33 protein-coding genes and 2 pseudogenes are annotated in these 24,199 nt (G+C 66.8%); 16 read left to right on the top strand and 19 right to left on the bottom strand.

Annotated features, from left to right (window positions below; translation table 11 throughout):
* Positions 1–5: 5 nt before the first annotated feature.
* Complete coding sequence (locus LOK55_RS09105) at positions 6–1,643, bottom strand: cation acetate symporter (protein ID WP_229935129.1); 1,638 nt, start codon at positions 1,641–1,643, stop codon at positions 6–8.
* Positions 1,640–1,990 (bottom strand): DUF485 domain-containing protein, encoded by a 351-nt coding sequence (locus LOK55_RS09100; protein ID WP_229935128.1) that lies wholly within the window; start codon positions 1,988–1,990, stop codon positions 1,640–1,642. The genes LOK55_RS09105 and LOK55_RS09100 overlap by 4 nt, the downstream gene beginning before the upstream one ends.
* Positions 1,991–2,119: 129 nt before the next feature.
* Here LOK55_RS09100 and LOK55_RS09095 point away from each other — a divergent pair, with 129 nt between their 5' ends.
* The 3 genes from LOK55_RS09095 to LOK55_RS09085 all read left to right on the top strand — a co-directional run bounded on the left by LOK55_RS09095 (position 2,120) and on the right by LOK55_RS09085 (position 4,196).
* Positions 2,120–2,974: a LuxR C-terminal-related transcriptional regulator gene (locus LOK55_RS09095; RefSeq protein WP_229935127.1), complete on the top strand. Its 855-nt coding sequence runs from the start codon at positions 2,120–2,122 to the stop codon at positions 2,972–2,974.
* A 31-nt stretch (positions 2,975–3,005) separates the two neighbouring features.
* Entirely contained in the window at positions 3,006–3,377 is a 372-nt protein-coding gene (locus LOK55_RS09090) for an Lsr2 family protein (protein WP_229935126.1), read from the top strand.
* Positions 3,378–3,458: 81 nt separating this feature from the next.
* Positions 3,459–4,196, top strand: coding sequence for a thioredoxin domain-containing protein (locus tag LOK55_RS09085; RefSeq protein WP_229935125.1), 738 nt, complete (start codon positions 3,459–3,461; stop codon positions 4,194–4,196).
* A gap of 46 nt (positions 4,197–4,242) precedes the next feature.
* On the opposite strand, the gene LOK55_RS09080 is transcribed toward LOK55_RS09085, so the two are convergent.
* Positions 4,243–4,401 (bottom strand): hypothetical protein, encoded by a 159-nt coding sequence (locus tag LOK55_RS09080; RefSeq protein WP_229935124.1) that lies wholly within the window; start codon positions 4,399–4,401, stop codon positions 4,243–4,245.
* A gap of 30 nt (positions 4,402–4,431) precedes the next feature.
* Here LOK55_RS09080 and LOK55_RS09075 point away from each other — a divergent pair, with 30 nt between their 5' ends.
* Positions 4,432–4,908, top strand: coding sequence for a MarR family transcriptional regulator (locus LOK55_RS09075; protein WP_229935123.1), 477 nt, complete (start codon positions 4,432–4,434; stop codon positions 4,906–4,908).
* Positions 4,909–5,006: 98 nt separating this feature from the next.
* Here LOK55_RS09075 and LOK55_RS09070 read toward each other — a convergent pair whose 3' ends face one another.
* Entirely contained in the window at positions 5,007–5,237 is a 231-nt protein-coding gene (locus LOK55_RS09070; RefSeq protein ID WP_206694202.1) for a hypothetical protein, read from the bottom strand.
* A gap of 123 nt (positions 5,238–5,360) precedes the next feature.
* Positions 5,361–5,648, bottom strand: a complete 288-nt coding sequence (locus tag LOK55_RS09065; protein WP_229935122.1) for a GlsB/YeaQ/YmgE family stress response membrane protein — start codon at positions 5,646–5,648, stop codon at positions 5,361–5,363.
* 284 nt (positions 5,649–5,932) lie between these two features.
* Between LOK55_RS09065 and LOK55_RS09060 the strand changes: the two genes are divergently transcribed.
* Complete coding sequence (locus tag LOK55_RS09060; protein ID WP_229935121.1) at positions 5,933–6,475, top strand: response regulator transcription factor; 543 nt, start codon at positions 5,933–5,935, stop codon at positions 6,473–6,475.
* Positions 6,476–6,487: 12 nt separating this feature from the next.
* On the opposite strand, the gene LOK55_RS09055 is transcribed toward LOK55_RS09060, so the two are convergent.
* Positions 6,488–7,033 (bottom strand): thermonuclease family protein, encoded by a 546-nt coding sequence (locus tag LOK55_RS09055; protein ID WP_229935120.1) that lies wholly within the window; start codon positions 7,031–7,033, stop codon positions 6,488–6,490.
* Between the two features lie 251 nt (positions 7,034–7,284).
* On the bottom strand, positions 7,285–8,055 hold the full coding sequence (locus LOK55_RS09050) for a MetQ/NlpA family ABC transporter substrate-binding protein (protein ID WP_229935119.1): 771 nt from the start codon (positions 8,053–8,055) through the stop codon (positions 7,285–7,287).
* Between LOK55_RS09050 and LOK55_RS09045 the strand changes: the two genes are divergently transcribed.
* The 3 genes from LOK55_RS09045 to LOK55_RS09035 all read left to right on the top strand — a co-directional run bounded on the left by LOK55_RS09045 (position 8,056) and on the right by LOK55_RS09035 (position 9,800).
* Complete coding sequence (locus LOK55_RS09045; RefSeq protein ID WP_141381375.1) at positions 8,056–8,904, top strand: NAD(P)H-binding protein; 849 nt, start codon at positions 8,056–8,058, stop codon at positions 8,902–8,904.
* 94 nt (positions 8,905–8,998) lie between these two features.
* Positions 8,999–9,535 carry a hypothetical protein gene (locus tag LOK55_RS09040; protein WP_229935118.1) on the top strand — a complete coding sequence of 179 codons (537 nt, stop codon included), beginning with the start codon at positions 8,999–9,001 and terminating at the stop codon, positions 9,533–9,535.
* Complete coding sequence (locus tag LOK55_RS09035; RefSeq protein ID WP_229935117.1) at positions 9,504–9,800, top strand: hypothetical protein; 297 nt, start codon at positions 9,504–9,506, stop codon at positions 9,798–9,800. Before LOK55_RS09040 ends, LOK55_RS09035 begins: the two co-directional genes overlap by 32 nt.
* Here LOK55_RS09035 and LOK55_RS09030 read toward each other — a convergent pair.
* The 6 genes and pseudogenes from LOK55_RS09030 to LOK55_RS09005 all read right to left on the bottom strand — a co-directional run bounded on the left by LOK55_RS09030 (position 9,782) and on the right by LOK55_RS09005 (position 14,903).
* Positions 9,782–10,657: an oxygenase MpaB family protein gene (locus LOK55_RS09030; RefSeq protein WP_229935116.1), complete on the bottom strand. Its 876-nt coding sequence runs from the start codon at positions 10,655–10,657 to the stop codon at positions 9,782–9,784. The genes LOK55_RS09035 and LOK55_RS09030 overlap by 19 nt on opposite strands.
* A 121-nt stretch (positions 10,658–10,778) precedes the next feature.
* On the bottom strand, positions 10,779–11,477 hold the full coding sequence (locus LOK55_RS09025; RefSeq protein WP_229935115.1) for a TrkA family potassium uptake protein: 699 nt from the start codon (positions 11,475–11,477) through the stop codon (positions 10,779–10,781).
* On the bottom strand, positions 11,470–12,810 hold the full coding sequence (locus tag LOK55_RS09020; protein ID WP_229935114.1) for a TrkH family potassium uptake protein: 1,341 nt from the start codon (positions 12,808–12,810) through the stop codon (positions 11,470–11,472). The genes LOK55_RS09025 and LOK55_RS09020 overlap by 8 nt, the downstream gene beginning before the upstream one ends.
* 110 nt (positions 12,811–12,920) lie before the next feature.
* A pseudogene (locus LOK55_RS09015) lies at positions 12,921–13,391 on the bottom strand (transposase); the annotation flags it as partial.
* 103 nt (positions 13,392–13,494) lie between these two features.
* Entirely contained in the window at positions 13,495–14,241 is a 747-nt protein-coding gene (locus LOK55_RS09010) for a hypothetical protein (protein ID WP_229935113.1), read from the bottom strand.
* The gene (locus tag LOK55_RS09005) at positions 14,223–14,903 is read right to left on the bottom strand and encodes a hypothetical protein (RefSeq protein WP_196324634.1); all 681 of its coding nucleotides are present in this window, start codon (positions 14,901–14,903) and stop codon (positions 14,223–14,225) included. The genes LOK55_RS09010 and LOK55_RS09005 overlap by 19 nt, the downstream gene beginning before the upstream one ends.
* Positions 14,904–15,132: 229 nt before the next feature.
* On the opposite strand from LOK55_RS09005, the gene LOK55_RS09000 reads away from it, so the two are divergent.
* Together LOK55_RS09000 and LOK55_RS08995 are read left to right on the top strand one after the other, a co-directional pair.
* Positions 15,133–15,885 carry a nuclease-related domain-containing protein gene (locus LOK55_RS09000; protein WP_229935112.1) on the top strand — a complete coding sequence of 251 codons (753 nt, stop codon included), beginning with the start codon at positions 15,133–15,135 and terminating at the stop codon, positions 15,883–15,885.
* 12 nt (positions 15,886–15,897) lie between these two features.
* The gene (locus tag LOK55_RS08995; RefSeq protein WP_229935111.1) at positions 15,898–16,146 is read left to right on the top strand and encodes a hypothetical protein; all 249 of its coding nucleotides are present in this window, start codon (positions 15,898–15,900) and stop codon (positions 16,144–16,146) included.
* A 70-nt stretch (positions 16,147–16,216) separates the two neighbouring features.
* Here the strand turns inward: LOK55_RS08995 and LOK55_RS08990 are convergent, their stop codons facing one another.
* A complete protein-coding gene (locus LOK55_RS08990) occupies positions 16,217–16,828 on the bottom strand; it encodes a hypothetical protein (protein WP_229935110.1) in 612 nt (203 codons plus the stop codon).
* Between the two features lie 113 nt (positions 16,829–16,941).
* On the opposite strand from LOK55_RS08990, the gene LOK55_RS08985 reads away from it, so the two are divergent.
* From LOK55_RS08985 to LOK55_RS08975, 3 genes are all read left to right on the top strand, one after another.
* A complete protein-coding gene (locus tag LOK55_RS08985; protein ID WP_229935109.1) occupies positions 16,942–17,121 on the top strand; it encodes a helix-turn-helix domain-containing protein in 180 nt (59 codons plus the stop codon).
* A gap of 97 nt (positions 17,122–17,218) precedes the next feature.
* Positions 17,219–17,794 (top strand): helix-turn-helix domain-containing protein, encoded by a 576-nt coding sequence (locus tag LOK55_RS08980; RefSeq protein WP_268252461.1) that lies wholly within the window; start codon positions 17,219–17,221, stop codon positions 17,792–17,794.
* A 2-nt stretch (positions 17,795–17,796) separates the two neighbouring features.
* The gene (locus LOK55_RS08975; protein WP_229935107.1) at positions 17,797–18,381 is read left to right on the top strand and encodes a hypothetical protein; all 585 of its coding nucleotides are present in this window, start codon (positions 17,797–17,799) and stop codon (positions 18,379–18,381) included.
* 289 nt (positions 18,382–18,670) lie between these two features.
* On the opposite strand, the gene LOK55_RS08970 is transcribed toward LOK55_RS08975, so the two are convergent.
* Together LOK55_RS08970 and LOK55_RS08965 are read right to left on the bottom strand one after the other, a co-directional pair.
* On the bottom strand, positions 18,671–18,841 hold the full coding sequence (locus LOK55_RS08970) for a hypothetical protein (RefSeq protein WP_229935106.1): 171 nt from the start codon (positions 18,839–18,841) through the stop codon (positions 18,671–18,673).
* Between the two features lie 20 nt (positions 18,842–18,861).
* Positions 18,862–19,320 (bottom strand): annotated as a pseudogene (locus LOK55_RS08965) (NAD(P)H-binding protein); the annotation flags it as partial.
* 35 nt (positions 19,321–19,355) lie between these two features.
* Between LOK55_RS08965 and LOK55_RS08960 the strand changes: the two are divergent.
* Positions 19,356–19,868 carry a hypothetical protein gene (locus LOK55_RS08960; RefSeq protein WP_229935104.1) on the top strand — a complete coding sequence of 171 codons (513 nt, stop codon included), beginning with the start codon at positions 19,356–19,358 and terminating at the stop codon, positions 19,866–19,868.
* A gap of 195 nt (positions 19,869–20,063) precedes the next feature.
* On the opposite strand, the gene LOK55_RS08955 is transcribed toward LOK55_RS08960, so the two are convergent.
* The 3 genes from LOK55_RS08955 to LOK55_RS08945 all read right to left on the bottom strand — a co-directional run bounded on the left by LOK55_RS08955 (position 20,064) and on the right by LOK55_RS08945 (position 22,995).
* Entirely contained in the window at positions 20,064–20,990 is a 927-nt protein-coding gene (locus tag LOK55_RS08955) for a toll/interleukin-1 receptor domain-containing protein (protein ID WP_229935103.1), read from the bottom strand.
* A gap of 232 nt (positions 20,991–21,222) precedes the next feature.
* A complete protein-coding gene (locus LOK55_RS08950) occupies positions 21,223–22,239 on the bottom strand; it encodes an AIPR family protein (protein ID WP_229935102.1) in 1,017 nt (338 codons plus the stop codon).
* A gap of 123 nt (positions 22,240–22,362) precedes the next feature.
* Positions 22,363–22,995 carry a hypothetical protein gene (locus LOK55_RS08945; protein ID WP_229935101.1) on the bottom strand — a complete coding sequence of 211 codons (633 nt, stop codon included), beginning with the start codon at positions 22,993–22,995 and terminating at the stop codon, positions 22,363–22,365.
* Positions 22,996–23,317: 322 nt separating this feature from the next.
* On the opposite strand from LOK55_RS08945, the gene LOK55_RS08940 reads away from it, so the two are divergent.
* Positions 23,318–23,866, top strand: coding sequence for a hypothetical protein (locus LOK55_RS08940; protein WP_229935100.1), 549 nt, complete (start codon positions 23,318–23,320; stop codon positions 23,864–23,866).
* Positions 23,867–24,086: 220 nt separating this feature from the next.
* A partial coding sequence (locus LOK55_RS08935) for a transposase (protein ID WP_229935200.1) occupies positions 24,087–24,199 on the top strand: 113 nt, incomplete at its 3' end.

The raw sequence follows: 24,199 nt of genomic DNA, 5'->3' as shown, positions 1-24,199 counted from the left end.
CGCCGCTAGTGCTCGACCGCCTTCTCCGCGCCGTAGCCGGTCAGCGAGCGGACATCCATCTCGGCGGCCTTGCGCGGATCCTCCTTGCGGGTCGACGTCACCGAGCCGAGCCAGCCGAGGAAGAAGCCCAGCGGGATCGAGACAATGCCAGGGTTGTTCAGCGGCCAGATCGCGGTGCCGACGTTCTTGAACACGCTCGTCTCGGTGCCCCAGAACACGGGCGAGAGCACGATGAGGACGATCGCCGCGGCGAGGCCCCCGTACATGCTCCACACCGCGCCGCGCGTGGTGAACTTGCGCCAGTACAGCGAGTACAGGATCGTCGGCAGGTTCGCCGAGGCGGCGACGGCGAAGGCGAGCGCCACGAGGAACGCGACGTTCTGCCCCTGCACGCCGATGCCGCCGAGGATCGCGAGCACGCCGATGACGATCACCGTGCGACGGGCGACCTTCACCTCGGCATCCGGTTCGACCTTGCCCTTCTTCACGACGTTGGCGTAGATGTCGTGGGCGAACGAGGCCGCCGCGGTGATCGTGAGCCCGGCGACCACGGCGAGGATCGTCGCGAACGCGACCGCCGAGATGAAGCCGAGCAGCAGCGGACCGCCGAGCGCCTGCGCGAGCAGCGGCGCGGCGGAGTTGACCCCGCCGGGAGCCGCACGGATCACATCGGGGGTGACGAGCGCCCCGGCGCCGTAGCCGAGCACGAGGGTGAGCAGGTAGAACAGGCCGATCAGCCAGATCGCCCAGACCACCGAGCGACGCGCCTCCTTGGCGGTCGGCACGGTGTAGAAGCGCATCAGCACGTGCGGCAGGCCGGCCGTGCCGAGCACGAGCGCGATGGCGAGGGAGATGAAGTCCCACGGGTTCTTGCCGTACTGCAGACCCGGGCCGAGGATCGCGTCCTTCGGATCGGTCGTCGAGGCCGCGACCGCCGACTCGAGCAGCGTGTTCAGGCTGAACCCGTTGATCGCGAGCACCCAGATCGTCATGACGATCGCGCCGCCGATGAGGAGGAACGCCTTGACGATCTGCACCCACGTGGTGCCCTTCATGCCGCCGATGAGCACGTAGACGATCATCAGCACCCCGACGACCGCGACGACGATCGACTGGCCGATCTGCTCGTGGATGCCGAGGAGCAGCGAGACGAGGCCGCCGGCGCCGGCCATCTGCGCGAGCAGGTAGAAGAAGCACACCGCGAGGGTCGTGATGGCCGCGGCCATGCGCACGGGCCGCTCCTTCAGGCGGAACGACAGCACGTCGGCCATGGTGAACTTGCCGGTGTTGCGCATGAGCTCGGCGACGAGCAGCAGCGCGACCAGCCACGCCACCAGGAAGCCGATCGAATAGAGGAATCCGTCGTAGCCGTTCAGCGCGATCGCGCCGACGATGCCGAGGAACGACGCCGCCGACAGGTAGTCGCCGGCGATGGCGAACCCGTTCTGCGGGCCGGTGAACGAGCGTCCGGCGGCGTAGTAGTCGGCCGCGGTCTTGTTGTTGCGGCTCGCGCGGATGACGATGAACAGCGTCACCGCGACGAACGCGCCGAAGATCGAGATGTTGAGCACGGGGTTGTTGTCGGCGGCCGTCGTGGCGGCGGCGTGCACCGCGAGGGGGGCCGAGGCGGCGACGGGGATCATGCGCCCGCCTCCTGCTTCTCGAGCTCGCCGCGGATCTCGGCCGACAGCGGGTCGACGCGGCGATTCGCGTAGGAGACGTACGCCATCGTGATCGCGAAGGTCGTGACGAATTGCCCGAGGCCGAGCAGCAGCCCCACGGTGATGTCACCCCAGACGCGCGTGGACATGAACTCGGTCGCGAACGACGAGAGCAGCACGTAGGCGAAGTACCACACCAGGAAGGCGATGGTGAGTGGCCAGACGAACCTGCGATGGCGCCGCTTCAGCTCGACGAACGGCGGCGATTTCTCCACCGCGATGTAGTCGACGCCACCCGGCGGGGTGGCATCGTTGGACGGTCCGGACATGTGGCCTCCTTGCCTCATGGGACGGGGCATGCGCCCCCGCGCCCGGACTTCGTCGACCGGCCGCGTGATATCGTCGACGCTACGAAACCGGGTGACGCGGCCGTCACCCCCGGAAGTGGGTAACGCAGCATGTCAGAAGTCGGCCTCGCCTCCGAGGACGATCTCCTGGCTCGCGCGGTCGGCGATCTCGCCACCCGCACCGGTCTCCCCGTCGCCTTCGGCGGGTTCGAGCGCGACGGCGCGATCGACGTCACCTCCGTCGTCGGCAACCGCACCTCCTCCCTCGCCGGTCTCGTCGTGCAGCCCGCCCGCGGCCTCGGCGGGCGCGCCTTCGTCGAACGCCGCCCCCGGCTCGCTCTCGACTACCGCTCCTCCCGCAACATCACCCACGACTACGACCGCGCGGTGCTCGGCGAGGGCATCTCGACGCTCTTCGCCGTGCCGGTGCTCGTCTCGGGCCGGCCCCGGGGCGTCCTCTACTGCGGATCGTGGGCACGCTCCCCCTTCGGCGAGACGACGGCGCGCACCACTCTGCAGGTCGCGTCCGACCTCGCGACCGAGCTGCGCGTGCGCGACGAGGTCGGTCGTCGGCTCCGCCTCCTGCCCGCTCCCGCCGAGGCCCCCGCGCTCGACGTCGCCGCGCGCGAAGAGCTGCGCGAGGCGTACGCCGAGCTCCGCCGCATCGGCGCCGAGGTCGGCGACCCGGGCATCCGCCGACGGCTCGCCGACATCGAGTCGCGCCTCGCGACGCTCTCGCAGGGCGGCGCGGCCGAGATCGAGAAGCTCGACGTGCGCCTGTCGCCCCGCGAGACCGACGTGCTCGCGTGCGCCGCGCTCGGGCAGACCAACGCCGAGATCGCGGCGACGCTCACCCTCCGCGAGGGCACGGTGAAGTCGTACCTGCAGTCGGCGATGGCCAAGCTGGATGCCTCGACCCGCCACGCGGCGGTCGCGAAGGCGCGCCGGGCGGGCCTCCTGCCCTGACGCGACGCGCGCTGCTCGCTAGGCTCTGCCCATGGCTCGCAAAATCGTGCATCAGCTCGTCGACGATCTCGACGGCACCGTCCTCGAGGTCGGCTCGGGCGAGACGATCCTCTTCTCTCTCGACGGCACCGCCTACGAGATCGACCTCACCGACGAGAACGCCGCGGCCCTGCGCGACGCGCTCGCCCCGTTCATCGCGGCCGCCCGTTCGGTGTCGGCCCGCGCCGGCGGCCGGAGCGGGTCGGGCAGCTCGGGCGGCTCGGGCGGCGCGCGGCGGCAGAAGCGCTCCGGGCAGCGCGACTATGCGCCGGTGCGCGAGTGGGCGGCGCAGAACGGCTACACCGTCTCGGAGCGCGGCCGGATTCCGGCGTCCGTGCTCGAGGCGTACGACGCCACGCACTGAGCTTTCGCGGCCGGGCATCGCTCTCCGACGACGCACGGGGTCCTCTGCTATCCTCGTGGTCTGACCACAGTGAGGACTCGCATGCTCCGCCACCGCTCCCCCGCCCGCACCTTCCTCTCCGCCGCGACGCTCGCGGTCGTGCTCGCGGCCGGCGGCTCGCTGGCCGGGTGCTCCGCGGCGTCGGGCGACGCTCCGACGACGTCGCCGACCGCGTCGACGAGCGACGCGGCGGTCGTCGCACCCGCGCACGCCGACGGGTACGGCCTCCCCGCGGGCGACGGCTCGGCACGCATCGAGCTGTGGACCGACCTGTCCTGCCCCTACTGCCGGCAGCTCGAGCTGGCCACCGGCGACCTCATCGCCAACGCCGTCGCGGCGGGCACGGCGACCCTCGTCATCCATCCCCTGAACTTCGTCAGCACCAAGCACGGCGACGACACCGACTGGTCGACGCGCGCGGCGAGCGCCCTCGCCGCGGTGAGCGACGCGGGCGAGAACGACCGTCTGCCCGCGTTCTACGCGCTGCTGCAGGAGCACCAGACCCTCGCGGACGGCACCTCGCACCCGACCGATGACGACATCGTCGCCCTCGCGCAGCAGGCGGGGGTCACCTCGGACATCTCCGACGCCGTCGCCGCGCGCCGCTTCGGCCCGTGGGTCTCGGCATCGAACCAGCACTGGCTCGGCGCGACGATCGACGGCACCTCGCAGGTGGTCTCGGGGGTGCCGATCCTCGTCGTGAACGGCGCGGTCATCGACCTGTCCGCCGACGACCTCACCGGCCGCCTGCAGGCGGCGATCGACGCCGCGCAGAACTGACGCCGGCGGGGTCGACGCGCTGACCCGGACGCCGTGACCCGGCGGCTCAGCCCGCTTCGGCGAGGCGGTGCAGCAGCAGCACCTGCGAGGCGATCATCCGCTCGAGCTCGGCCGGGTCGACCGACTCGTCGGACGCGTGGATGCGGGCGTGCTCGGTGTCCTGCGCACCCCAGAGCACGACGATGCCTCGGGCGAGCTCAGCCAATTAACGTGCCGACATCGTCCGGAGGTGTCCATGACCGACCTCGACGACGTGCAGACCGTCGATGCTGTTCTGCGCGCATACGAGCGTTTCCGGGCCGCCGACACTGCCATGCTGGCGCGTGTACGCAGCCGCACCGGGCTGAGCGAGAACGAGCTCGCCATCCTCCGCTTCCTCCTCCGCGAGCGCGAAGACGCCCACCACGTGAAGCCGAGTGAGATCGCCCGGCACTTGGGCATCAGTTCGGCATCCACCACGGCCCGCCTTGACCGGCTCGAGAAGGCCGGCATGGTGGTGCGCGGCAGCAATCCCGACGATCGACGCAGCATCCTCATCACGGTCACCGACGATGCCGAGCATGCCATCGCGTCGACCTATGAGGTCTTCGAAGCGCGCCTGGCCGGCCTCATGGAGGATCTCAGCCCCGATGAGCGTCGCGATGTGATCTCGTTCTTCTCGTCGCTCGCCGACGCGGCCGACGCCACGGCCGAGCTCAGTCCGGCGCGCTGACCCTCACCGGTCGATTTCGTCGACGGCTTCCTGCATCGCGCGGAGGAAGCCGATGACACTCGCACGATCGGCGGAGGTCATCGGGCGGACGACGTCGATCATGCGCCCGTGCATGGCTGCCAGGGTGTCGCGTATCTCGTCCTCGCGCGAGCGAGGAAGCGGAGCACGAGCAGCTCGTTCTCGCCCATCTCCATCGACTGCTGCGTGCGGCGACGCATCGCCATCTCCGCCGCGCGATAGCTGCGCAGCGCCTGCAGGACGGCGGCGTTGCTCGCGTCGTCGGTGTCGGCATACCAGTATGCCGAGTGCTCTTCCTTCTCCCCCGTCACGAAAAACCATTCCGACGGATGCCGCCGGCTCGCGGGGCCACTCGCACCCGGCAGCGACCGATCCCCGACCCCACGAGGAGCCGGGGAGCGGTCACTGCCGCGCGCTCGTCGCGCCGCGGCAGGTCAGGAGCGGCGACGCGTGGTGGTGCCGCGTCCGCGGACGGCGCCGTAGACCAGGAGGACGATGATCGCCCCGATGATCGAGCCGATGATGCCGGACGGCTGGAAGAAGCCGTCGGCGTTGTCGGTGCCGAAGATGAGATATCCGAGGAAGCCGCCGACGAACGATCCGACGATTCCGAGGACGATCGTCATGAGAATGCTCATCTCCTGCTTGCCGGGGATGACGGCGCGGGCGATGAAGCCCGCGATCAAGCCGATGACGATGATGCTGATGATGAGTCCGAACATGTGATGCTCCTCTGCTGTGCGCCGGGTGGGCGCGGGGTCGGGCATCGGGCGATGCGCCGGCCGCCGTTGGGTGGCGGCAACAATCTAAGTCAACCACCCCTCAGGGTGTGGCATAACACCCCTGAGGGTGAAAAGCTGACGCATGCCCTTTCCCGCCCGGCCCATCACGGTCGCTCTCGTCGACGACTACGACGTCTTACTAAAGGGCCTCGCCCATCTCTTCGACGACTACCGCGATCGGGTGATCGTCGCTGAGATCGACGCGAACGCCCCGGTCAGCGACAGTGTCGACGTGGTGCTGTACGACTCGTTCGCCCAGCCCGAAGCCGACCACGTCGAGATCGCCGAGCTGCTGCGCAATCCCCGCGCGCGCCGGGTGGTCGTCTACACCTGGAACTTCCATCCCGATCTCATCGAGATCGCCCGCAACCAGGGCGTGCACGGCTACCTGTCGAAGACCCTCAGCGCCGCAGAGCTGGTCACGGCGATCGAGGCCGTGCACGCCGGCGCACGCATCTTCAACGATCAGAGCCGGGTTCAACGATCAGAGCCGGCGCGCACCCAGCCAGCCGGGCCTCGACTGGCCGGGCAAGCGCGAGGGCATCACCGACCGCGAATCGGAGATCCTCGCGCTCATCACGCAGGGCAAGAGCAACGCCGAGATCGCGCGGCTCACCTACCTGAGCCCGAACACGGTGAAGTCCTACATCCGGTCGGTCTATCGCAAGATCGGCGCGACGAGCCGCACCCAGGCGGTGCTCTACGGCGTGCGCCACGGGTTCACCCCCGACACGCACCGCATCGATCACTGGCTGGGCGGCCCGTGATCCACACCGCGGTCACCCGGCAGCGGCTCGGCAGTCGGCCGTGACCACGGAGCCGTCGGCCGAGAGCGTTGCCGTCTGCGCGGCACGGTAGTCGGATTCGCGGGGATGGGCGGGATACCCGTCGGTCGAGTCGTAGCGGGCGACAGCCAGGCCGGCACCGAGCACCGCCGACCCCACGTCGACGCCGCCCGTCGTGTCGACGTAGCGCAGGAGCCGCCCGTAGCGATCCTCCGGGTTCTGCCCCTCCGGGAGCACCAGGGTGATCGGATCTCCGGGGCCCACCAGCGTCGCGACGAGCGCCGTCGCTACGTCGTAGCCGCACTCACCGCGCTCGGGTGCGTCGATCCCGATGATGCGCACCGTGCCTGCGCTCGTCTCGACGGTATCGCCGTCGACGATCTCCTCGAGAGTCGCCACCACGTCCACCGTCGGGCTTGCGATGGACGCGGCATCCGGCACCCTCGCCGGGGCGCACGCGGCGAGGGATGCCGCGACGGCCAGCGCGACGGCGAGCGCGGCAACGCGGATTCGATGCGCGCGCATCGGCTCAGAGCTCACGTCCGCCGGCACCGTCGAACTTGCGCCGAAGATACTTCGGCGCCTGCACCATCCACGCCTCGGTGACGAGCTCGACGAGGTGGTCGGCGTCGATGGCGGCCATGCGGAACGCCACCTTGGGTTCACGCGCACGAACCAGGCGGCACCGCCCGTCGTCGCCCGCTCCTCGCTCCCGGGGAGCGCCCCGGCGATCGCACGGACGTCGTCGAGCGTGGGCATGCCCAGAAGCGTAGGGCGCACCCCCGACAGTGTCAGAAGGCGACGGTGATCGTGCCGTTCCCCTCGATGACCTCGCGCACCTCGTCACTCGTGAACGCCTTCTTCAGCGCGGCGGTCGCTGCCGAGTCCGCATCCTCCGACCGCACCACGAGGTTGAGCGCGAACCTGTCGTCGAGCTCGGTGATGAGTCCGTCGTCGTGCGGGTTGAGGCCGAGCGCCGCGACGTGCGAGGGCCACTGAAACACGAGATCGGCTTCGTCGTAGGCCGCGTTCAGCTGCGGGATCGCGACCTGCAAGAACTCGAGGCTCTTCGGGTTTCCGGTGATGTCGTGGGGGGTCGCGGTGTACGGGTCGATCGTGGGGTCGAGGGTGACGATGCCCTCGTCGGCGAGGAGCTTGAGCGCCCGGCCGGTGTTGGAGGGGTCGTCGGGGATCGCGACGGTCGCTCCGTTCGGCAGGTCGGCGATGTCGTCGAGCGTCTTGGAGTAGAACGCGATGATGAAGTCGTAGACGGGCTGCACGCCCACGAGGGTGCCGTCGTTGCCGGCGTTGAACGACTCCATGTAGGGCACGTGCTGCGAGAAGTTCGCGTCCACGTCGCCGGCCTGCAGGATCGTGTTCGAGAGGACGTAGTCCGACACTTCGACCAGCTCGATCCTGTACCCGTCTTCGATGGCGTCGGCCGCGGCCTCGGTGAGGGCACACGCGGAGCCGTATTCGGCGCCGTAGATCCCGCTGCCAACGTCGGACGCCTTGCCCGCCGACGCCACCCGGCATCCCGCCACGGTGACAGGGTTGATCACATGACAGTGATCATTGCGGGATGCGGCGACCTCGGCACGGAGGTCGGCCTGCGGTTCGCCGCGCAGGGCCATCGCGTGGTCGGCATGCGACGCGAAGCGGAGCTGCTGCGAGCACCGATCGAGGGGCGCTCGGTGGACCTCCGCCACCAGGTCCCCACGATCGATGACGACACCACCACGGTCGTGGTCGCCCTTACCGCCGGAAGCCGCACCGCCGCGGCCTACCGCGAGACGTATGTCACCGGGCTCCGGAATGTTCTCGACGGGCTCGAGGCGTCCCCGGCCGATCCTCGCGTGCTCGTGGTGTCGTCGACGGCGGTGTATGACGTCGACGGCGGGGAGACGGTCACGGAGAGCACTCCCGCCGTAGGAGGCTCGGCCACCGCCGACGTGCTGCTCGAGGCAGAGAAGCTCCTGCGCTCGCGGGCGCCGGAGGCGACACTGGTGAGGCTGTCGGGCATTTACGGTCCAGGCCGCGAGCGGCTCATCGAGCAGGTGCGCTCAGGCACCGCCCGGCTCGCGGCTCCCGCGACATCACCGCACACGAACCGCATCCATCGCGATGACGCCGCTGCCGCCATCGTGCACCTCGCCGGTCTCGAGAATCCCCCACCCGTCGTGCTGGGCAGCGACGACGAACCGGCGAGGTTGGATGAGGTGCTGCGCTTTCTCGCCGCGGAGATGGGCGTTGCACTGCCGACTCAGGGTGAGGCGACCGGGTGGCAGGCCGCTGGCGACAAGCGGATCTCCAACGCCCTCCTGCGCTCGACGGGGTTCACGTTCACGTATCCGAGCTTCCGCGAGGGATACCGTGCGGTGCTCGCGGGCGGTGGCGTGCGGCATCCGTGAGCGCGGCGGTCATCCGGATTTTGACGGAGACGGAACCCGCCCCACAGCAATTTTGCTAGATAGGCTAAGCAACACCCACTCCGCGAGGTGAACCATGGCGAAGAAGCCTGATCGGACCAAGGTCGCGGGGATCGTGGTCGCCTCAGGCGAGAACGCACGGGATTTCCCTCCGGGCACGGAGGTCGTCGGCCATCTGCGATCTGGCGCGCACGCGACATATATCACCGTGCCGGTGGCAGCGATCGCGCAGAAGCCGAAGACGCTCACCTGGGAGGCCGCGGGTGGACTCTTCCTCGCCGGCGCGACGGCGCTGGACACCCTGGATGCCCTCAAAATCGGCGCCGACGACACCGTCGTGATCTCCGCAGCAGCCGGGGGCGTCGGCAGCATCGAGGCGCAACTCGCCAAGCATCGTGGCTCAACCGTCGTCGGCACGTGCGGCGAGCGCAATTTCGACTACCTGCGACAGCTCGGCATCAAGCCGGTGCGCGACGGCGAGGGCATCACCGATCGCATCCGGCGTGCTGCCCGGTGGCCCGGTGACCGCCTTGATCGACAACTTCGGACAGGATCGCAGCGACCTCGCGGAGGAGCTGGGCGTGCCCGCCGGCCGCTACAGGTCGAGCGCTGACCGGCGCGACACCGAAGTCCGGCTCCTGCAGAACGATCCGGCATCCGTCGCCTACGGCACCGAGCTGCTCGCCCACGTGACGCACCTGGCCGAGAAGCGGGCGTTCACGCTCCTGATCTCGGGGCTGCACGCGCTCGACGACGTCGCTTCGGCGTATCACGATCTCGAGAAGCTCCACTCCCGAGGAAAAGTGCTGCTGGGCACCCACCTGGTGAACTCTCGACGCATCGTCAAGGCGCGCGACATCTACGAAGCTGGGCGCTGACACTCAGCGGCTTCCAACCGTCGCAACCGCCGCCGCGCCATGTCGTGCGCGCGCGGTCCGGTACCCAGAGCTCGCTGCGCGACGAACAACACGAGGCGGGTCGCGGTGACGGCCGGAAGCCACGAGCGGCGGAGGCCCAGCAGGCGGCGATACTCGCGCGGGATCGTCGCGACGGCTCCTTCGAACAGGATCCGGTAGCCGAATCGCAGGGAACCCTCGAGCGGCACGGTGCGCAAGAACCGCACGACATCGTCGACCCGCTCGCCGCCGCACAGCGTGCCCGCGGCGAGCAAGCTATCTATTCGCGCGTGCAGTTCGCTCACGCTCACCGGCGGACGCGTGACGCCCATGAGTCGCCCCGCCGTCGCCCACTCGGAGACGTACGCGTCGGGTCCACCCGGAATCGCGCCTCCCCATGTCGTGTGGGCGACCAGGAAGGCATCCGTGAACGCGAGGTGCACCCACTCGACGAGGTCGGCGTCCTCAGCGCTGTAGCTGCGCCGCGAGCCGTCGGCAGCGTCGTACTCGCCGCGCACCGTCGCATGGAAGCGCCCCACACGCCCGAGCTCGGCCGCCACCTGCTCGCGAGCCCCAAACGTCAGCGAGAGAACCCACCTGACCGTCCCGGACAGGCGCCCGAGCGGATCTTCGCTGTAGCGCGACCAATCGTGCACGCCGGCCATCGCCCCGGGGTGGAGCGCCTGCAACAGCAACGCCCGGATACCGGCAACGAGGGTCGGGATGCCGGCGTGTACCGCCCACGCCGCGCCGTCCTCGGCGAAGAGACCGCGGTCTTCGCCTCGCTCGAGGCGCAGTACCCACGGAGGCGTACCGTCAGGGTCGCCCGAAAGCGGCAAGAGAAGACGCGCACGAAGACCTGAGGACTTCCGCTGCGCGCGCACGATTCCATCATCGCCTGCCGCGGCGCAGGCAGGGCCCATGGGCGCCAAAGCCGGGCGGCACGGCGGGCGTGGCCCCTCAACGAAGTGCCGCGAACCGCTCCGTCGCTTCCACAGGCCCGATGACGATGAGAAGGTCCCCGGCCGAGATGACCGATGACGCGCCGGCAGCGCGCCACTCGCCGTCAGCGCTTCTGACCTTGACGATGGTGACTCCGTACCGGCGCCGCACGGCGGCCTGCTCGAGCGTCTTGCCCACGATCGCCCCCGGAGCCACCGTCTTGGCGACCACGAGGTCGCGATCGAACTCGACGTAGTCCAGCATGGCGCCGCGCACGAGGTGTGCCACCCGTCGACCCATATCGGCTTCGGGGAAGATCACATGCTCGATGCCGAGCTGTTCGAGGATCAGCCCGTGCTGCTCGCTGATCGCCTTCGCCCAGATCGAGCGGACTCCCATTCGCTTCAGGAGCGACGTGGTCAGGATGCTCGCTTGGATATCCGATCCGATGCCGACGACGACCCGGTCGAACTGTGTGACGCCGAGCTGTTCCAACGCGACCTCTTTCGTCGAGTCCGCGCGAACGACATGCGTCAGCACGCCGTTGAGGGACTGCACGACGTCCTCGTCGGTGTCGATGCCGAGCACCTCAGTCCCGGAGCGGACCAACTCGGTCGCGAGGGCGCCACCGAATCGTCCCAGGCCGATGACGGCGACGCTGGTGGCGGATGAGTCCTTTGCGCGCCGGCGGCGGAAGAAAAGAGTCGGGTTATCCAATGATCGGACGCTCCTTCGGGAGTTCGTACATTCGCTTCTGGGTGGTCAGCGCGAGAGCCGATCCGAGGAGAACGGGACCCAGCCTCCCGATGAACATGAGGGCTATCAACACAAGTTGCGCCACCTCGGGGAGGTCGGCAGTGATCCCCGTCGAGAGTCCGACGGTGGCGAACGCCGAGATCACTTCGAAAAGGACGCGATCTAAGCCGAATGGGCTCATCAGCATAATCGCCAGTGTCGATCCGACCACGAGCGCAACCGCGAGCAGGGCGACGGTGAGCGCCTCACGGTGCGTCGATCGAGGCAGCCGCTTCCCGAACATGTTGACGGCGGTGTCACCGCGCAATTCCGCCACGATGATGAAGAAGAGCACCGCGAACGTCGTGATCTTCAGTCCGCCGGCCGTCCCGGCAGGCCCGCCGCCGATGAACATGAGGATGTCTGTGACGAACCAGCTCTCCGCATGCATCTGTGACACGTCGATCGTGTTGAAGCCCGCGGTCCTCGGCATGACCGACATCGCGAACCCGGCGAGGAGCCGGCCGGCCGGATCGAGAGGACCCAGCGTGCCAGGGTTCGACCACTCCAGTGCGGTGAGGGCGATCGCACCGAAGACGAGGAGAACGAGCGAGCCGATCACGACGGTCATGGTGTTGAGCGTCCATCGACGCGGGAGCAGGAGCCGGCGGCGGAGTTCCATGATCACGGGGAACCCGAGACCGCCCAGGATGATCGCCGCGCAGATCGGGAGGCAGATCCAGGGGTCTGCAACGAACGACATCAGGTTGTCGCTGAACAGCGCGAATCCCGCGTTGTTGAAGGCGGATACGGCGTGGAAGACGCCGAGCCACACGGCGCGGCCCGGTTCCTCGGCGTATCCGAGCCAGAACCTCAGGAACAGGACCAGGGCGACAACGGCTTGCGTCGTCATCGTGATGACCGCGACGCCCAGAAGGACGCGGCGGACGTCGCCGACGGCGACCGTGTGGGTCTCGCTCACCGCAGTGAGTCTCGTGCGCAGTCCCAGCCGCCGGGCGACGAGCAATCCGAGGAGGGTTGCGATGGACATCACCCCGAATCCGCCGATCTGTATCAGCACGAGGATCACGCCCTGCCCGAACGGCGACCAGAACACGGGGGTATCGACAACGATGTGTCCCGTCACGCATAGCGCGCTCGTCGCGGTGAACAGCGCTTCCATAAACGTCGCGGAGCGGCCCTGGACGGCGATCGGAAGACTGAGCAGGAAGGTCCCGACAGCGAGGACCAGACCGAAGGCTCCGGAGATGGCCCGACCGGGGGTGAGTCGGAGGACGCTACGCAACGACTGCACTCGACAACAATCTCACAGTCGGGAGTGTCCGGGTGGGCTGACACGGTAACGACAAGCCCGCACAGCGAGTTCGGCAAACGTTCTGGGTCGGCGAAACCGGCTCTTCGGAATTAGGGGTGTAGTTGGGGTCTGAATCCTCCGGCTTCGAGCAGGCTCCTGGCGATGTAGTTCGTGAGGTTGCGGAAGCCGAGCGCGGAGCCGCGGCGGTGTTCGAGCCCGCCGTTGATCGCTTCCGTGGGCCCGTTGGACGTGCCGGGACGGTCGAAGAACGCGAGCACGTCGGCGGCGCGCTGCTTGAGGGTGCGGCCGAGCTTGCGGATCTCGACGAGCGCGGCAGGAACCCCGGTGCTGACCGCGTCGATCACGGCTTGCATCATCTGCTTGCCGAGCTTCTTGTCGGGTTCACGATACGCCGCGATCATGCGCTGGTAGATGCCCCAGGTCGCTTCGACCTCGACGTGCTCCTCGGCCGCGAACAACGCCTCCAGCCGCGAGCGTTGCCGGTCGGTGAGCAGCTTGTCGCCGGTGTGCAGGGTGCGGCGTGTCTGGTAGAGCGGGTCGCCCTTCATCCCGCGCTGGCCGAAGCGGAACCATCCCCACGATCCAGCTCGACCCGCGCCGGATGATCCCCCGCGTCCCGCTGCTGCGCGCATTCGGGATTAACACCTGACACGCCGAAGCCAGTCACCCGACCGCGCCTGCGATGAGTGCGGCGTTCATGAGCCCCCGTTCTCGGTCGGCCGGATCGAGATTCACCCAGCTCGAGTGCCCCTCGTCACCTAGGTTCTCGAGGATGGCGCGGAGCCTGCGCCGGTCGTTCGCGCTCATCGTGTCGTAGGCGAGCTCGGACGCGTCGCTGACGCTGGCAAGGATGACGGCTGCATCGTCGAGGTGGCGGGCCCGATCGCGGTTGTCCACGAGATAGGCCGCTCCTTTGGCGACCAGCGCGCCGAGCTCATCGGGCACACCGAGGACGACGCGGGCACCGCCATTGAAGATCAGCGTGTACGTGTCGCGGCGGCGGATAGCCTGCTCTCCGGCGGGCGCAGCGAACGCGGGTCGTTGCGCGAGCCTCGGCCGCATCCGAGAGGGCAGATGGTCGGCGACCATGATGTCTACCTTGCGGCCGTCCGCGTGCACAAATCGATAGGCATGCTCTTCGCTTTCGACGAGCTCGAACCCGATCTGGGCCAGGGCGGCCCGGGTCCCGGCCAGAGAGCTGCGGTCGGCCCAGTAGTCCACGAGCGCGTCCATGTCGTCGGTGGACCGGCGCATCGCCACCCCGGCCCTACTGCCCTGGATTGCGACCATGAGGCCACCCACAAGTGTGAGGTTCTCCGAGATCCCGGTGCCGGCTACGTCGATGACCGTCCGCCATGCGGGGAGAAGGTCGTCAGCCCCCATATCAACGGTCAGTTCAAGGCCAGCCATGCGTTCCTCAGCTCAGTGAGAGCTCGCAGGCCACCGCTGCGTTCCCTGGTGTCGGTGCTGACAGCGAGGTCCGCGGCGATGACCGCGGCCGGCATCGTGTCACCGTCGTACGTGATCGGCAGCGTGTTGTCGTAGAGGACGTCTTGGCCGCTGGTCGAGGCCACCATGAAGTGCGTGCGGGCGTACTCGTCGATTTCGCCGCGGCGGACGTAGCCGGAAACCTGGCGGGTGTCGTCCATGAGTCCGACGCGCAGCTGGCCGGCGGCGGAGCGGCCGGTAGCGATGAGCTCTTCCCCGGCTTTGGTGGCATTGGCGGCACGGTAGCGGTGCGCTCGGGTGCGCCCTGAGACGGCGCGCGCGAGCTCGTCGGCACCCCATGTGCGCAGTCGCCGGCGTGTGCGCGAAAGGGTGCTGGGGGTTAGCCAGGTCGCCTCGAGGCCGCTGAGCTCCCACAGCAGTCCCCACGCGGTGTCGACGTCGAGCTTTCGACCACCGCCGCGGCGAGCAGACGTTTCGTAGCGGAGCACGGAGTCAGCGTCGGCCAGCCACGCGCCGGAAGAGAGTTTGTGCCCAGCGATGGAGCCTTCGGCGAGGAGGTCGATGGCGTGGCGCCGCGAGACGCCGAGGCGGCTGGCGAGTTCGGTCGCCGTCAGGTCAACCATTGCAGAACACCTCCAAACTTGGAACTATTGTGACACAGAGTTGGCGCGCCGCGCGCCGCGCGCAAACGGTCGGTTTGCGTTCGCCGATGACACTCCCCGCCGTCGGGACCGCTGCCCGGCGGCACCGGCACGTAGGACCCGCTCGTGCCAATGCTCGATGCGGGGGCGACTTGCGCTCGCTCGTCGACCTGCACACGCCGGCAGCCCCAACCTCCTTAGACTCAGCCCGATGACATCTGAACTCCCCCCTCAGCTGCCGCTCGACTCCCCCGCTCCGAACTCGTCGACATTCGGGACTGTAGCCGCGGCATCCGTCATGGCCGAATGCTTGCGTGTCCAGGCTGACGTTCCACCGCGCGGTGCAGTCGCGCGCAGGTTCGGACGATCGCCGCTGTCGGACGAATCGCGTCCCTGGCATGTCGGCGCACTCGGCGAGCTCGACGTCGCCAGCCGTCTCGACTCGCTCGGCGACGAGTGGACCGTCTTGAACTCGGCGCCAATCGGGACGCGCGGCAGCGATATCGACCACGTCGTCGTCAGCGCGGCGGGCGTGTTCACCATCAATACCAAGTTCCATGAGGACGCGCGGGTGCGGGTGGGCAGCCGCCGGCTGCTCGTCAACGGACAGGCCACAGACCACCTGCGCAACACGCGCTACGAAGCGACGAGAACGCAGAAGCTCCTATCCGCTGCTGCCGCAACGGACGTTCCCGTAGGCGGAGTCATCGCCAACGTCGGCGCCAAGCAGATCACCATTCGAGAGCAGCCCGCGGACATCGTCGTGCTGGATATCGCGCGGCTCACCCGTTGGCTGAAGAAGAAGAAGCCTCAACTCGATGCCTCATCCACAACAACGACGCCACCGTCATCACCGACAGCGGCCTCGTCCTCGCCGAATTCACCCTCAACCCCACCCAGGGATCCCAACGAAAAAACGGATGAACCCCCGAAACCGGGGGTTCATCCGTTCACGATGTCCTGAGACATCACAAGTGTGCCCCTGGAGGGATTCGAACACGTTTTGAGCATTCTGCATAGCGACGCAGAACGACGAAATCCGCGGAATTACGCGGGTTTTTCGGAGCGCTCCGGCATTCAGCGACGTCCGAAAACAGCCAGTTGGAAATGGAATGTGGGCAAAAAGCGGGCAAGAGTCACCAGTGCTGGTGCGGTGCTCAGGCGTATGCCGAAAACGAATGCGGGCAAGAACGAATTCGGCCTGCGCAAAATGCGCCTGATTTGAGCAGTTTGCTCGCTCTGACGCGATCTGTCGAGCAGAGTGCAGAAATGGCTTTCGTTGCTTCAGATTGTCGTCAGCGCCCGATCGAGGGGCCAGACGGCGACGGCGGGCCGAGGTGCGGATGGGTCAGTTCCTCTTCGTCCGCCCGCATGCGGTTGTACGTCTCGCGCGCGATCAGGTCGTCAGCGAGGCCGGATTCGCGTGCGCGAGCCATCATGCGCGTCGCCGTGCTGACGCTCACACTGAGCTGTTCCGAGACGAGTTTGAGGGGAGCCAGGTTCACGGTCGTTGCGATTCGGTAGAGCCGCACCGCCTCGCGAACCGTCTCTTCGTAGGTGCGGTCGGTGCGGGACCTCACCTCCGTGAGGTACTGGCTGAGGGACTCGGCCTTGCCGCTCTCACGGGTCACGGTGACCACGCGCATCGACGAGTAGGCGACGAGGTACTGCACGCGCACTTCGCGCAGCGCCGCGGCGGTCGCCTCGTCACCCTCCCCCGCGCGGTCGAGGCGGACGGATGCGGCCGCGGTGCGCCGGAGCTGCTTGTCGAACACCACATGAAGCCGGATGACTCCCGCGACGTTCGGCTCACCGGTGGCGACAGCATCCCACGCCTTGGGGATGCTCACGCCGTCGCCGACGTCGATCCGCTCGCCGTCGATGACCTCGATCTCAACGTCACTCATGCCACGAGCCTGGCACGGTTCCCGGCTGGTGAGCAATACATGTCGCGGATTGCTCACGACAGGAGTACGGTGTGGGCAAGTGATGACACGCATTGCTCACCGAGGAGAAGGACATGAACAATTCAAGCAACTCACTCGCCCTGACGATGAAGGATGCCGCCAAGCTCGTCGGCGTGGACTACCGCACCATCAAGCTCGGCATCGAGAGTGGAACCATCCCCACGATCCAGCTCGGCCCGCGCCGGATGATCCCTCGCATCCCCCTGCTGCGAGTATTCGGGATCAACCCCTGAAGCTGGTGACGCGGTCGCTGCCCAATCCAGCTGTTCAGACTCTGTCGTTCGCCCGCTAGAATATGACTCAGTAGTCCTATTCTGAGGCGGTGTTGCAATGACGGATGCGGGAACACTGGTGCGCGCGGCTCGAAAGAGTCGCGGTCTAACTCAGCAGCGCCTGGCGGAGCGCACTCGCATCGATCAGGCGCGGGTGTCGCGTTCCGAGCGCGGGCGGGATGCTGAGTTCAGCACCGTCGCGCGGCTGCTCGCGGGCGCGGGGCACCGACTGTACTCGGCACCGACTCAACGCGGCGACGCGGCGACGGCCGCGGCCGAGATTCGTGGGCATCTCCGCTTGGGCGACCGGGAGCGCGCCCTGCGCGCTCTGCTGCAGTTGAACGACGACCTCGTCGCCGAGCACGGACTCGTTCGGGGGGTGCTGGGTCTAGCCGAACCGGAACCCACCCGCGATCCGGTGTGGGATGCCGCCATCGCCGGACTCGTCGCATGGCGACTTCGAGAGGAAGGGCTCCCGGTTCCGGAGTGGGTGAACCGGCCTGCACGCTTTCTCACCGCGCCCCGAGGCCTCGATGTCGATCCGTCCGACCCCGCGCCGCCGCTCACTGAGGTGCCCGACGCGTTAGCTGAGCGCGGGGTGCTCGTCTGGCGTGACACGTTCACGAGCGTGTGACCATGGCGACGGTGCTGGATCGTGCAGACATCATCGGCGGGCTCCGCGACCTCGTCGCCGAACTTCGAACGGCTGGCGAGGTGGCCCGCATCCGACTCGTGGGTGGCGCAGCCCTCGCGCTGCGATACTTCGACCGCGGCACGACGCAGGATCTCGACTCTCTGCACATCCAGCCCGGGTCTGACGAGGCCGTGGCTGCTGCCGCCGCGCGCGTCGCGGACCGGCGAGGGTGGAATGCTACCTGGCTCAACTTCGCCGTCGAGCAGGCGGACGCCATCCCCGCGTTCGGTCGGCGGGCAGTCGAGTGGGAGTCGATCTACGACCACGACGGGATCGTCATCCAGGTCGCCGCGAAAGAGGCGATGCTCGCGATGAAGCTTCGCGCCAACCGTCCCGGACGCGACACGAACGACATCCGCCAACTGCTGAAACTCTGCGCGATCACCGCCATCGAGGAAGCCGAGGATTTGTACGAGGACTTCTACCCTGGCGACCTACTCACCGATCGGGCGCTCGACATGGTCACGAGAATCCTCGACGCCGGGCTTCCAGACGATGTACCGTCACCAGGACCCATCAACCTCTGACCAAGTCGGCGCGGCCGACACCCGGGCGACTGTGCGCGGAGCGCGGTAGGCCGGGCTGACAGCGAACCCGAGGATCCTCTTACGCGCACTGCTCGTTGAGGGGGCGTGGGCGTGCAGCCCGAGTTCCTTGACGAGCGACGAATGCGGGGCGCCTGCGCATACAGTCATCGTCGATGCGCGGTTCCAAATCGCCGGCCTTTCCGCTTTGCGATATGGGATCGGCAGCGCGCGGTTTCGGATCGAGGAGCATGGCGTCGCTACTTGAACGACGATCGGTTCAGGGTCGGCTTCACCAAGTGCTGGCGATGGTCCGCTGCGCAACCCAGCCAGGCGGTGTCCGGAGGTACTCAAGGCGAAGTTCGAGCCGCCACGTGCCTTCCGCGCCCCAGATGGTGGCGTGGGTATGTGAGCGCGCGACGACGGTAGCGACATGGTCGTCGACTTGCGTCTCGATGCTCACGTTGCGGATGGAATGGTAAGTCATGCGGCCGCTGGCGATGTCGCTGAGCCACTCGCGTTTCGGTCGGCGATCTGGGAGCGTGCGATGACGCCGTCGGAGGCATCTCCGGCGCGACGGTTGTCGCCCTGCAGGAATTGCAGGTGGTGCTGGTCCGGGTCGGTGTAGTCGAACCAGCCGGGGCGGACGATGGTGTAGGGGTGTCCGCTGGCCCGCACGAGGCGTTCGGCGCGGCGTTTCCAGTCGTGTGCTTTCGTGGAGCGGTTGTAGGAGCCGTGACGGACGGTCACTCCGATGGCTGTCATCAGGGCGATGCGGATGCGGCGTGCGCCGACGGCTCCGAGGATGTTGCGGACTCCCCCGTAGTCGATGTCGCGTACGCCGGGTTCGCCGCCGTGGGTGCCGTGGGTGAAGATGACTGCGTCGACACCGTCGAGGGCGGCGGCGAGACTCTTGTCGTCGGTGAGGTCTCCGACCACGACGTCGGCGCCCTCGACGGGTCGACCTCCAGCCCGATGTGTTCAGTGCTGCCGATCTTCGTACGCGCAAGCTCGCTCACGAACGATGGGCGGAGGAGAAGTTCGCTGGCGAGGCAGAGGAGCCCATTCGACTAGTAAAGGCACCGGATGAGGACGCGATCCCGATGAATCCGGTGGCGAGCGGTGCCGCGGTCTGGGATCTCGTGGCGGGATCTGGACTGTATTTCATGCGGTCGGTCGAGGATGACTCGGACCCGGATGCCTTGGACGCTGCCGACGCGTTCCTCTCTAACGCTCGTGACTACGGCGATATCTCGGAGGAGATCCTCGCCCAGAGGTTTAACGCGGTGCGCGACGCTCAGCGGTCCTTGGAGGAGATGCTCATGGGGCTCTGGCAACGAAACTTGTTTGTCTATGGCCGCCGGGTGACGCGGACGCTCACCGGTGGCAGAGGTGCTCCATCGCCGTTCGGCGTCACCCATCTCGTCGTGCTCTCTTCCGACGAGGTGCGTGAACACGGCGGGTTCGCTGAAGAAGCGTCGGGACCATAGGCGGCGGCTAATCTACACCGTGGCGTGCATTGTGCGGGAGCGGGCCGCAGTTGCTGAGCACCGCTAAGCGTTGAGCGAGGAATCGCGACGAACTCCACGCGCCGACATCTAGAACCGAGTGTTCACGTCCGGGGAGTAGGAGGAAGAAGTCGTGGCGGGTGTTCATCGACCGCACGAGCCTTCAGCACAGGCGGGCTACAGCTCGCGTGCGCGTCGCTGCCCTGCCACTGTCGCTTGAGCATGTGCCGCCCCGTCGAGGGTTCGCGAGGGCCGACCGATGAGACCTTCCAGCTCGAGGATATTCACCAGGGCATCGATAGTCTCGTCGTCTGCCGCGTCGAAACCTGCGCTCGTCGAGCGGTTCACAAAGTGTGTGAGGAGCTGGTCATGCAACTCGTCGACGTTGAGCCCTCGCGCCTTCATGGCGGCAAGCCATGCCCTTGGCCGCAACCTTGTGATCGACGTGCCGCCGAAGCTCCTCTCGACTTCCACGATGCGCTGCTCCGCTAGCGATGAGATGGATTCTTCGATGAGCGCTGGGGTCAAGTCGAGGTCGGGGAGCCGTGCAAGCAGGTCCTCCGCCCCGTAGCCGCCGGCGCCGTTCTCGAGGACGAGGTCGATAGCCGCACCCAGCACCGTATCGTCCACAGCGTTCGACACGAGCTTCGGCGTCCCACGCGAGTACGCCGGCGGAGAACCAAGCGGAGGCGCGAGGTCTGAAGCGAAGAGCGTGCCGGCGATGTCTGTAACGGATCCGTCAATTCCCAGCACCGGCACTGAGACCCACCGCAGGTGCCGCAACGCAGCGGGCACGTCCACGTCGTCGATGAGAACGGGGATGAGTCGAGTCCCTCCCTGAATCCGCCGGATTACCGCCGCGTCGAGTTCTTCGAGCACCCATGGCTTCGTGACGCTGGTTTCGCTGAGCACGACGATGAAGACGTCCGCTTCGTCGATGCCCTGCGAGAAGATCCTCCTGACCAGAGAGTCGCCAGCGCGGATCTCCCAGGCGTCTACCCAAGCATCGACTCCCGCCGCCCTCAGCTTCGTGGCGAATTCGATGACGAAGCGGCTCTTGTCCTCGCTCGCGTGGCTAATGAAGGCGCGGGGGCTTTCGGGCATGCGCTCAGGGTAGCGGTGGTCGTCGACAGCCTTGGGATTTGTCCCCTGGCGCCGCGCTCCGCGGGGTAGGCCGCTTCAGCGTCCCTCACTAACCGAGTCTCGCGCAACCCAGGCAAACGGGTGGCGCTCGATCCGCTACTAGGCATTGCGCGACGGCCGGACTCCTTCGTGCACTGCGCTGCTCGCATCCGGCGGTTACCGCATGCGGCAGCGCTGCGTGCACCCGAGACCCTTATGGCTTCGCGTTCCACGCCAGAATGTCGTTCACGAGTTGGTCTCGCAGATTGGCACTCTTGAACACCTTGTCGCGCTCCTTCTTGTCGGGCTTGGACCCGACGAGCTTGTGCAGGCGCATATGGACCTCTTCCAACACTGCCGCCGAAGGCACCTTCAAACGTGAGTTCATCACCACCGCGGTGTAGTCATTCTTCGACTTGACACCTGAAACACGCAGCGCTGCACCCGTTAGGACGAAGAAGCGATCGTTGGTCGGGTCGTCCGAGATGGCCAGGGCAGCAGGAGTGCCGAGGTACTTCTCAACTTCGACCTGCATATCGAGCAACGTCGCGTACACCGACATTTCTACGTCGCTCGAAAAGACGCGCCTATAGCCTGCCTCCGTCTTCAAGCGATCTCGAGGTCGAGCGCGAGCGGTCTCCGGTTCGAGTAGTGCTGCGGCAATGATGACCTGCGCGAGCTCGAGAATTGACCGGATGCGCGAACGGGAGACTTTCCTATTCCGGTACTGCCAGCGACGCCTCTCGTAGAACCAGCCTTTCGTCTCCAGGAAGGTCTCGATTTCGAGCTGTCGTTCGTCGTTCGCGTAGAGCTGGACACTGTTTACTTGCGTCTGATTGTTCGTCCCCTGGATGACTGACTCCCGAAGCTTCGGGTCGACCTCGCTGATGACCCTAACGAGCAAGCTCTCCTTGCGCCGCTTCGCCGTGATGACCGCGTCGTTTGCGGCTTCGTGGATGACATTGGTCGTCTGCAGCCCATTTACGATCTGAGGGTTCACCAACAGCCAGGAGTTGTCACTCTGGTAGGTAACGCGGTCGACGATTATCGTGACCCCGTTGTTCATCCACCAGAACGCCGTGTCGGTGTTGGTCGAGAGCGTGTTTCGAATGGCGGCGTTCACGGGGGTCGCTGAGCCCGCGAACTCGCGCACGTTGGTGGTGAAGAACTCGTCGCGGAGGACGGCGGTCTTCCCACGACGAACGAAGTTGAGCAGGTCGCCGATGGCCACCAGCCCCAAAAGCGCACTGCTCTTGCCGTGCTTCTCGTCGAGAGGGCTCGAGGCGAACTTCAGAATTCCTTCGACGTCGCGCGGCGCGTTGCGCAGCTTTTCGATGCCGTCTGCAGTCAGCAGCTAGACAGCCACCTTCGTGGAGGAGCCAAGGTGCGACTCGATCATTTTCTTTAGGTCATTCGCTCGCCGCTTGTCTGGCTGTGTGAGCTTCGTGTCCGCGATGGGTTGCATGAGGTAGACGGTGAAGCTGCGAATCGGGTCGAGCGATACCAGCTTGGTGCGGTAGCGACGATACGCATCGACCTGGCCAATGACCTTCTCATTCAGGGGGTATGCGCGAAGTGCGGCCAGACTCTCGTTCGAGAGGATGCGGCTGAGCGAACCGGAGAGTTCCTGGAGCGCCTTTCCATCGAGCGCGCCATCCATCGTGGACTTCGACTGGACCACAACGATGTCGAACGGCACATTCTTGGCGACAGCGGTAGGCGGGGTTTTCACGCGAGAAAGTCCTGGAGTCGCCGGCGACACCGCCTCGGTTCGGTTGACGATGATGTGGAACCCGTCGATGCCTCCGTCATCTGGCCCCTCCGTGATGCCGGCCTGGATGTCCGGCTCTGAAAGCTGGAACTGCTGAAGAGCGAGGCTGGTCGCATACTGCATGAATGCAAGGCCGTCGCTGAGCGCCGGGAAGTGAAGCTTTTTGAACTCCTCAAACTTGAACTTCACGACTTCCTGAGATTGCGTCAGCGCCATGCGGTCACTCTATTGACCACAAGCGGTTCGACACCTCCATGCCACGGCCGTTTCCGCGAGACTGCTAGCCGACCATGACCCTGGGGGCGATGGCTGCGCGGCAATGAACGCACGGACGCACGCCGCATCGCGTGGTGCATGTCGAGCGCCGTACGGACCGGCGCGACGTGAACCGGTCCGACGCGTTCCCCTCGAAGGCGGATGCGTGCGTGGTGCCAGCATCTAGGGTTCCCATATGGGGATTGAACTACCGGCTGATCTGCCCTCGTGGCTTGGATGGATCTTGTTCGTTGTAACGGCCGCGTGGTGGCTGCTCTCGTCTGTGAGCAAGCTTCGATCCGAGTCGCGAGTGCGGGCAAAGTCCGATACTGAGACACTGCAGCTGAAGTTGGAAATGCTTCGAGAACAGGGCAACGCCTACCGCGAACAACTCTCCTCGATGTCGGACGCACTACTCGCGGACGCGCACGGCGCTCCCACCGACGCCCAGATTGATGCCGTGGCTTCGATCGGCGAAGCCGGCAACCCCGGGTACGTGAGCATGGCGAGACATCTGCGCGCTCGGGCCGATGCCCGGAGACTCCTCCCTCAAGTGTTGGAACACCTTGCGCGGGTGCAGGATCGGCAGGTTCAGCTGTCGAGCGAGATCGGGTTGGGCGTTGTCGTCGATGGGGAGTCGGTTCGCGACCTGCGGGCCGAGCTCGATCGAGTCGGTGGAGACGTACTGCGATTGATCCGCGAGCTCGCTGACTCGCCGCGCATCATCGTTGGAGAGGGGTCTCCGCTCGACGGAGAGGGGGACGAAGGTGACATCTATCTTCAGCTCCCTCACGACGCGCTGTCAGAAGGCCCTCAGGCGACCGAACGCTGACACCAACACTGCACGCGAGCCAGTCAAGATCGCCTGACGCTGCTGCAACAGACGCCGCGCGTGGTCTCTGCCCCTGAGCGCGATAATGTGCCCCTCGGAGGATGTATGCGTTTCGAGGATGTAGTCAGCAAGGTCAGAATGTCCATCGCTCAGGGACCTTGACCCCTGATCTTGGACACGCTGATTCCAGCACGATGCTGGGGAAGCGAGAATCTGAGGGATGGCAAGGAAGAACTATACGGACGAGTTCCGGCAGCGTGCGGTGGATTTGTACGAGTCCACGCCGGGCGCGACGCTGAAAGCGATCGCGGCCGATTTGGGGATCTCCCGTGG

This window comes from Microbacterium sp. F2E (assembly GCF_020905435.1).
GTDB lineage: Bacteria > Actinomycetota > Actinomycetes > Actinomycetales > Microbacteriaceae > Microbacterium > Microbacterium lacticum.
Note: the sequence above shows the minus strand (reverse complement) of the source record. Positions and strands in the feature narration are given on the sequence as shown.

Bases quoted from the DNA above. Each gene is read 5' to 3' on its own strand.
- LOK55_RS09105 (WP_229935129.1), bottom strand. From the start codon at position 1,643: ATGATCCCCGTCGCCGCCTCGGCCCCCCTCGCGGTGCACGCCGCCGCC.
- LOK55_RS09100 (WP_229935128.1), bottom strand. From the start codon at position 1,990: ATGTCCGGACCGTCCAACGATGCCACCCCGCCGGGTGGCGTCGACTAC.
- LOK55_RS09095 (WP_229935127.1), top strand. From the start codon at position 2,120: ATGTCAGAAGTCGGCCTCGCCTCCGAGGACGATCTCCTGGCTCGCGCG.
- LOK55_RS09090 (WP_229935126.1), top strand. From the start codon at position 3,006: ATGGCTCGCAAAATCGTGCATCAGCTCGTCGACGATCTCGACGGCACC.
- LOK55_RS09085 (WP_229935125.1), top strand. From the start codon at position 3,459: ATGCTCCGCCACCGCTCCCCCGCCCGCACCTTCCTCTCCGCCGCGACG.
- LOK55_RS09075 (WP_229935123.1), top strand. From the start codon at position 4,432: ATGACCGACCTCGACGACGTGCAGACCGTCGATGCTGTTCTGCGCGCA.
- LOK55_RS09065 (WP_229935122.1), bottom strand. From the start codon at position 5,648: ATGTTCGGACTCATCATCAGCATCATCGTCATCGGCTTGATCGCGGGC.
- LOK55_RS09045 (WP_141381375.1), top strand. From the start codon at position 8,056: ATGACAGTGATCATTGCGGGATGCGGCGACCTCGGCACGGAGGTCGGC.
- LOK55_RS09040 (WP_229935118.1), top strand. From the start codon at position 8,999: ATGGCGAAGAAGCCTGATCGGACCAAGGTCGCGGGGATCGTGGTCGCC.
- LOK55_RS09010 (WP_229935113.1), bottom strand. From the start codon at position 14,241: ATGGCTGGCCTTGAACTGACCGTTGATATGGGGGCTGACGACCTTCTC.
- LOK55_RS09005 (WP_196324634.1), bottom strand. From the start codon at position 14,903: ATGGTTGACCTGACGGCGACCGAACTCGCCAGCCGCCTCGGCGTCTCG.
- LOK55_RS09000 (WP_229935112.1), top strand. From the start codon at position 15,133: ATGACATCTGAACTCCCCCCTCAGCTGCCGCTCGACTCCCCCGCTCCG.
- LOK55_RS08990 (WP_229935110.1), bottom strand. From the start codon at position 16,828: ATGAGTGACGTTGAGATCGAGGTCATCGACGGCGAGCGGATCGACGTC.
- LOK55_RS08985 (WP_229935109.1), top strand. From the start codon at position 16,942: ATGAACAATTCAAGCAACTCACTCGCCCTGACGATGAAGGATGCCGCC.
- LOK55_RS08980 (WP_268252461.1), top strand. From the start codon at position 17,219: ATGACGGATGCGGGAACACTGGTGCGCGCGGCTCGAAAGAGTCGCGGT.
- LOK55_RS08975 (WP_229935107.1), top strand. From the start codon at position 17,797: ATGGCGACGGTGCTGGATCGTGCAGACATCATCGGCGGGCTCCGCGAC.
- LOK55_RS08955 (WP_229935103.1), bottom strand. From the start codon at position 20,990: ATGCCCGAAAGCCCCCGCGCCTTCATTAGCCACGCGAGCGAGGACAAG.
- LOK55_RS08945 (WP_229935101.1), bottom strand. From the start codon at position 22,995: ATGGCGCTGACGCAATCTCAGGAAGTCGTGAAGTTCAAGTTTGAGGAG.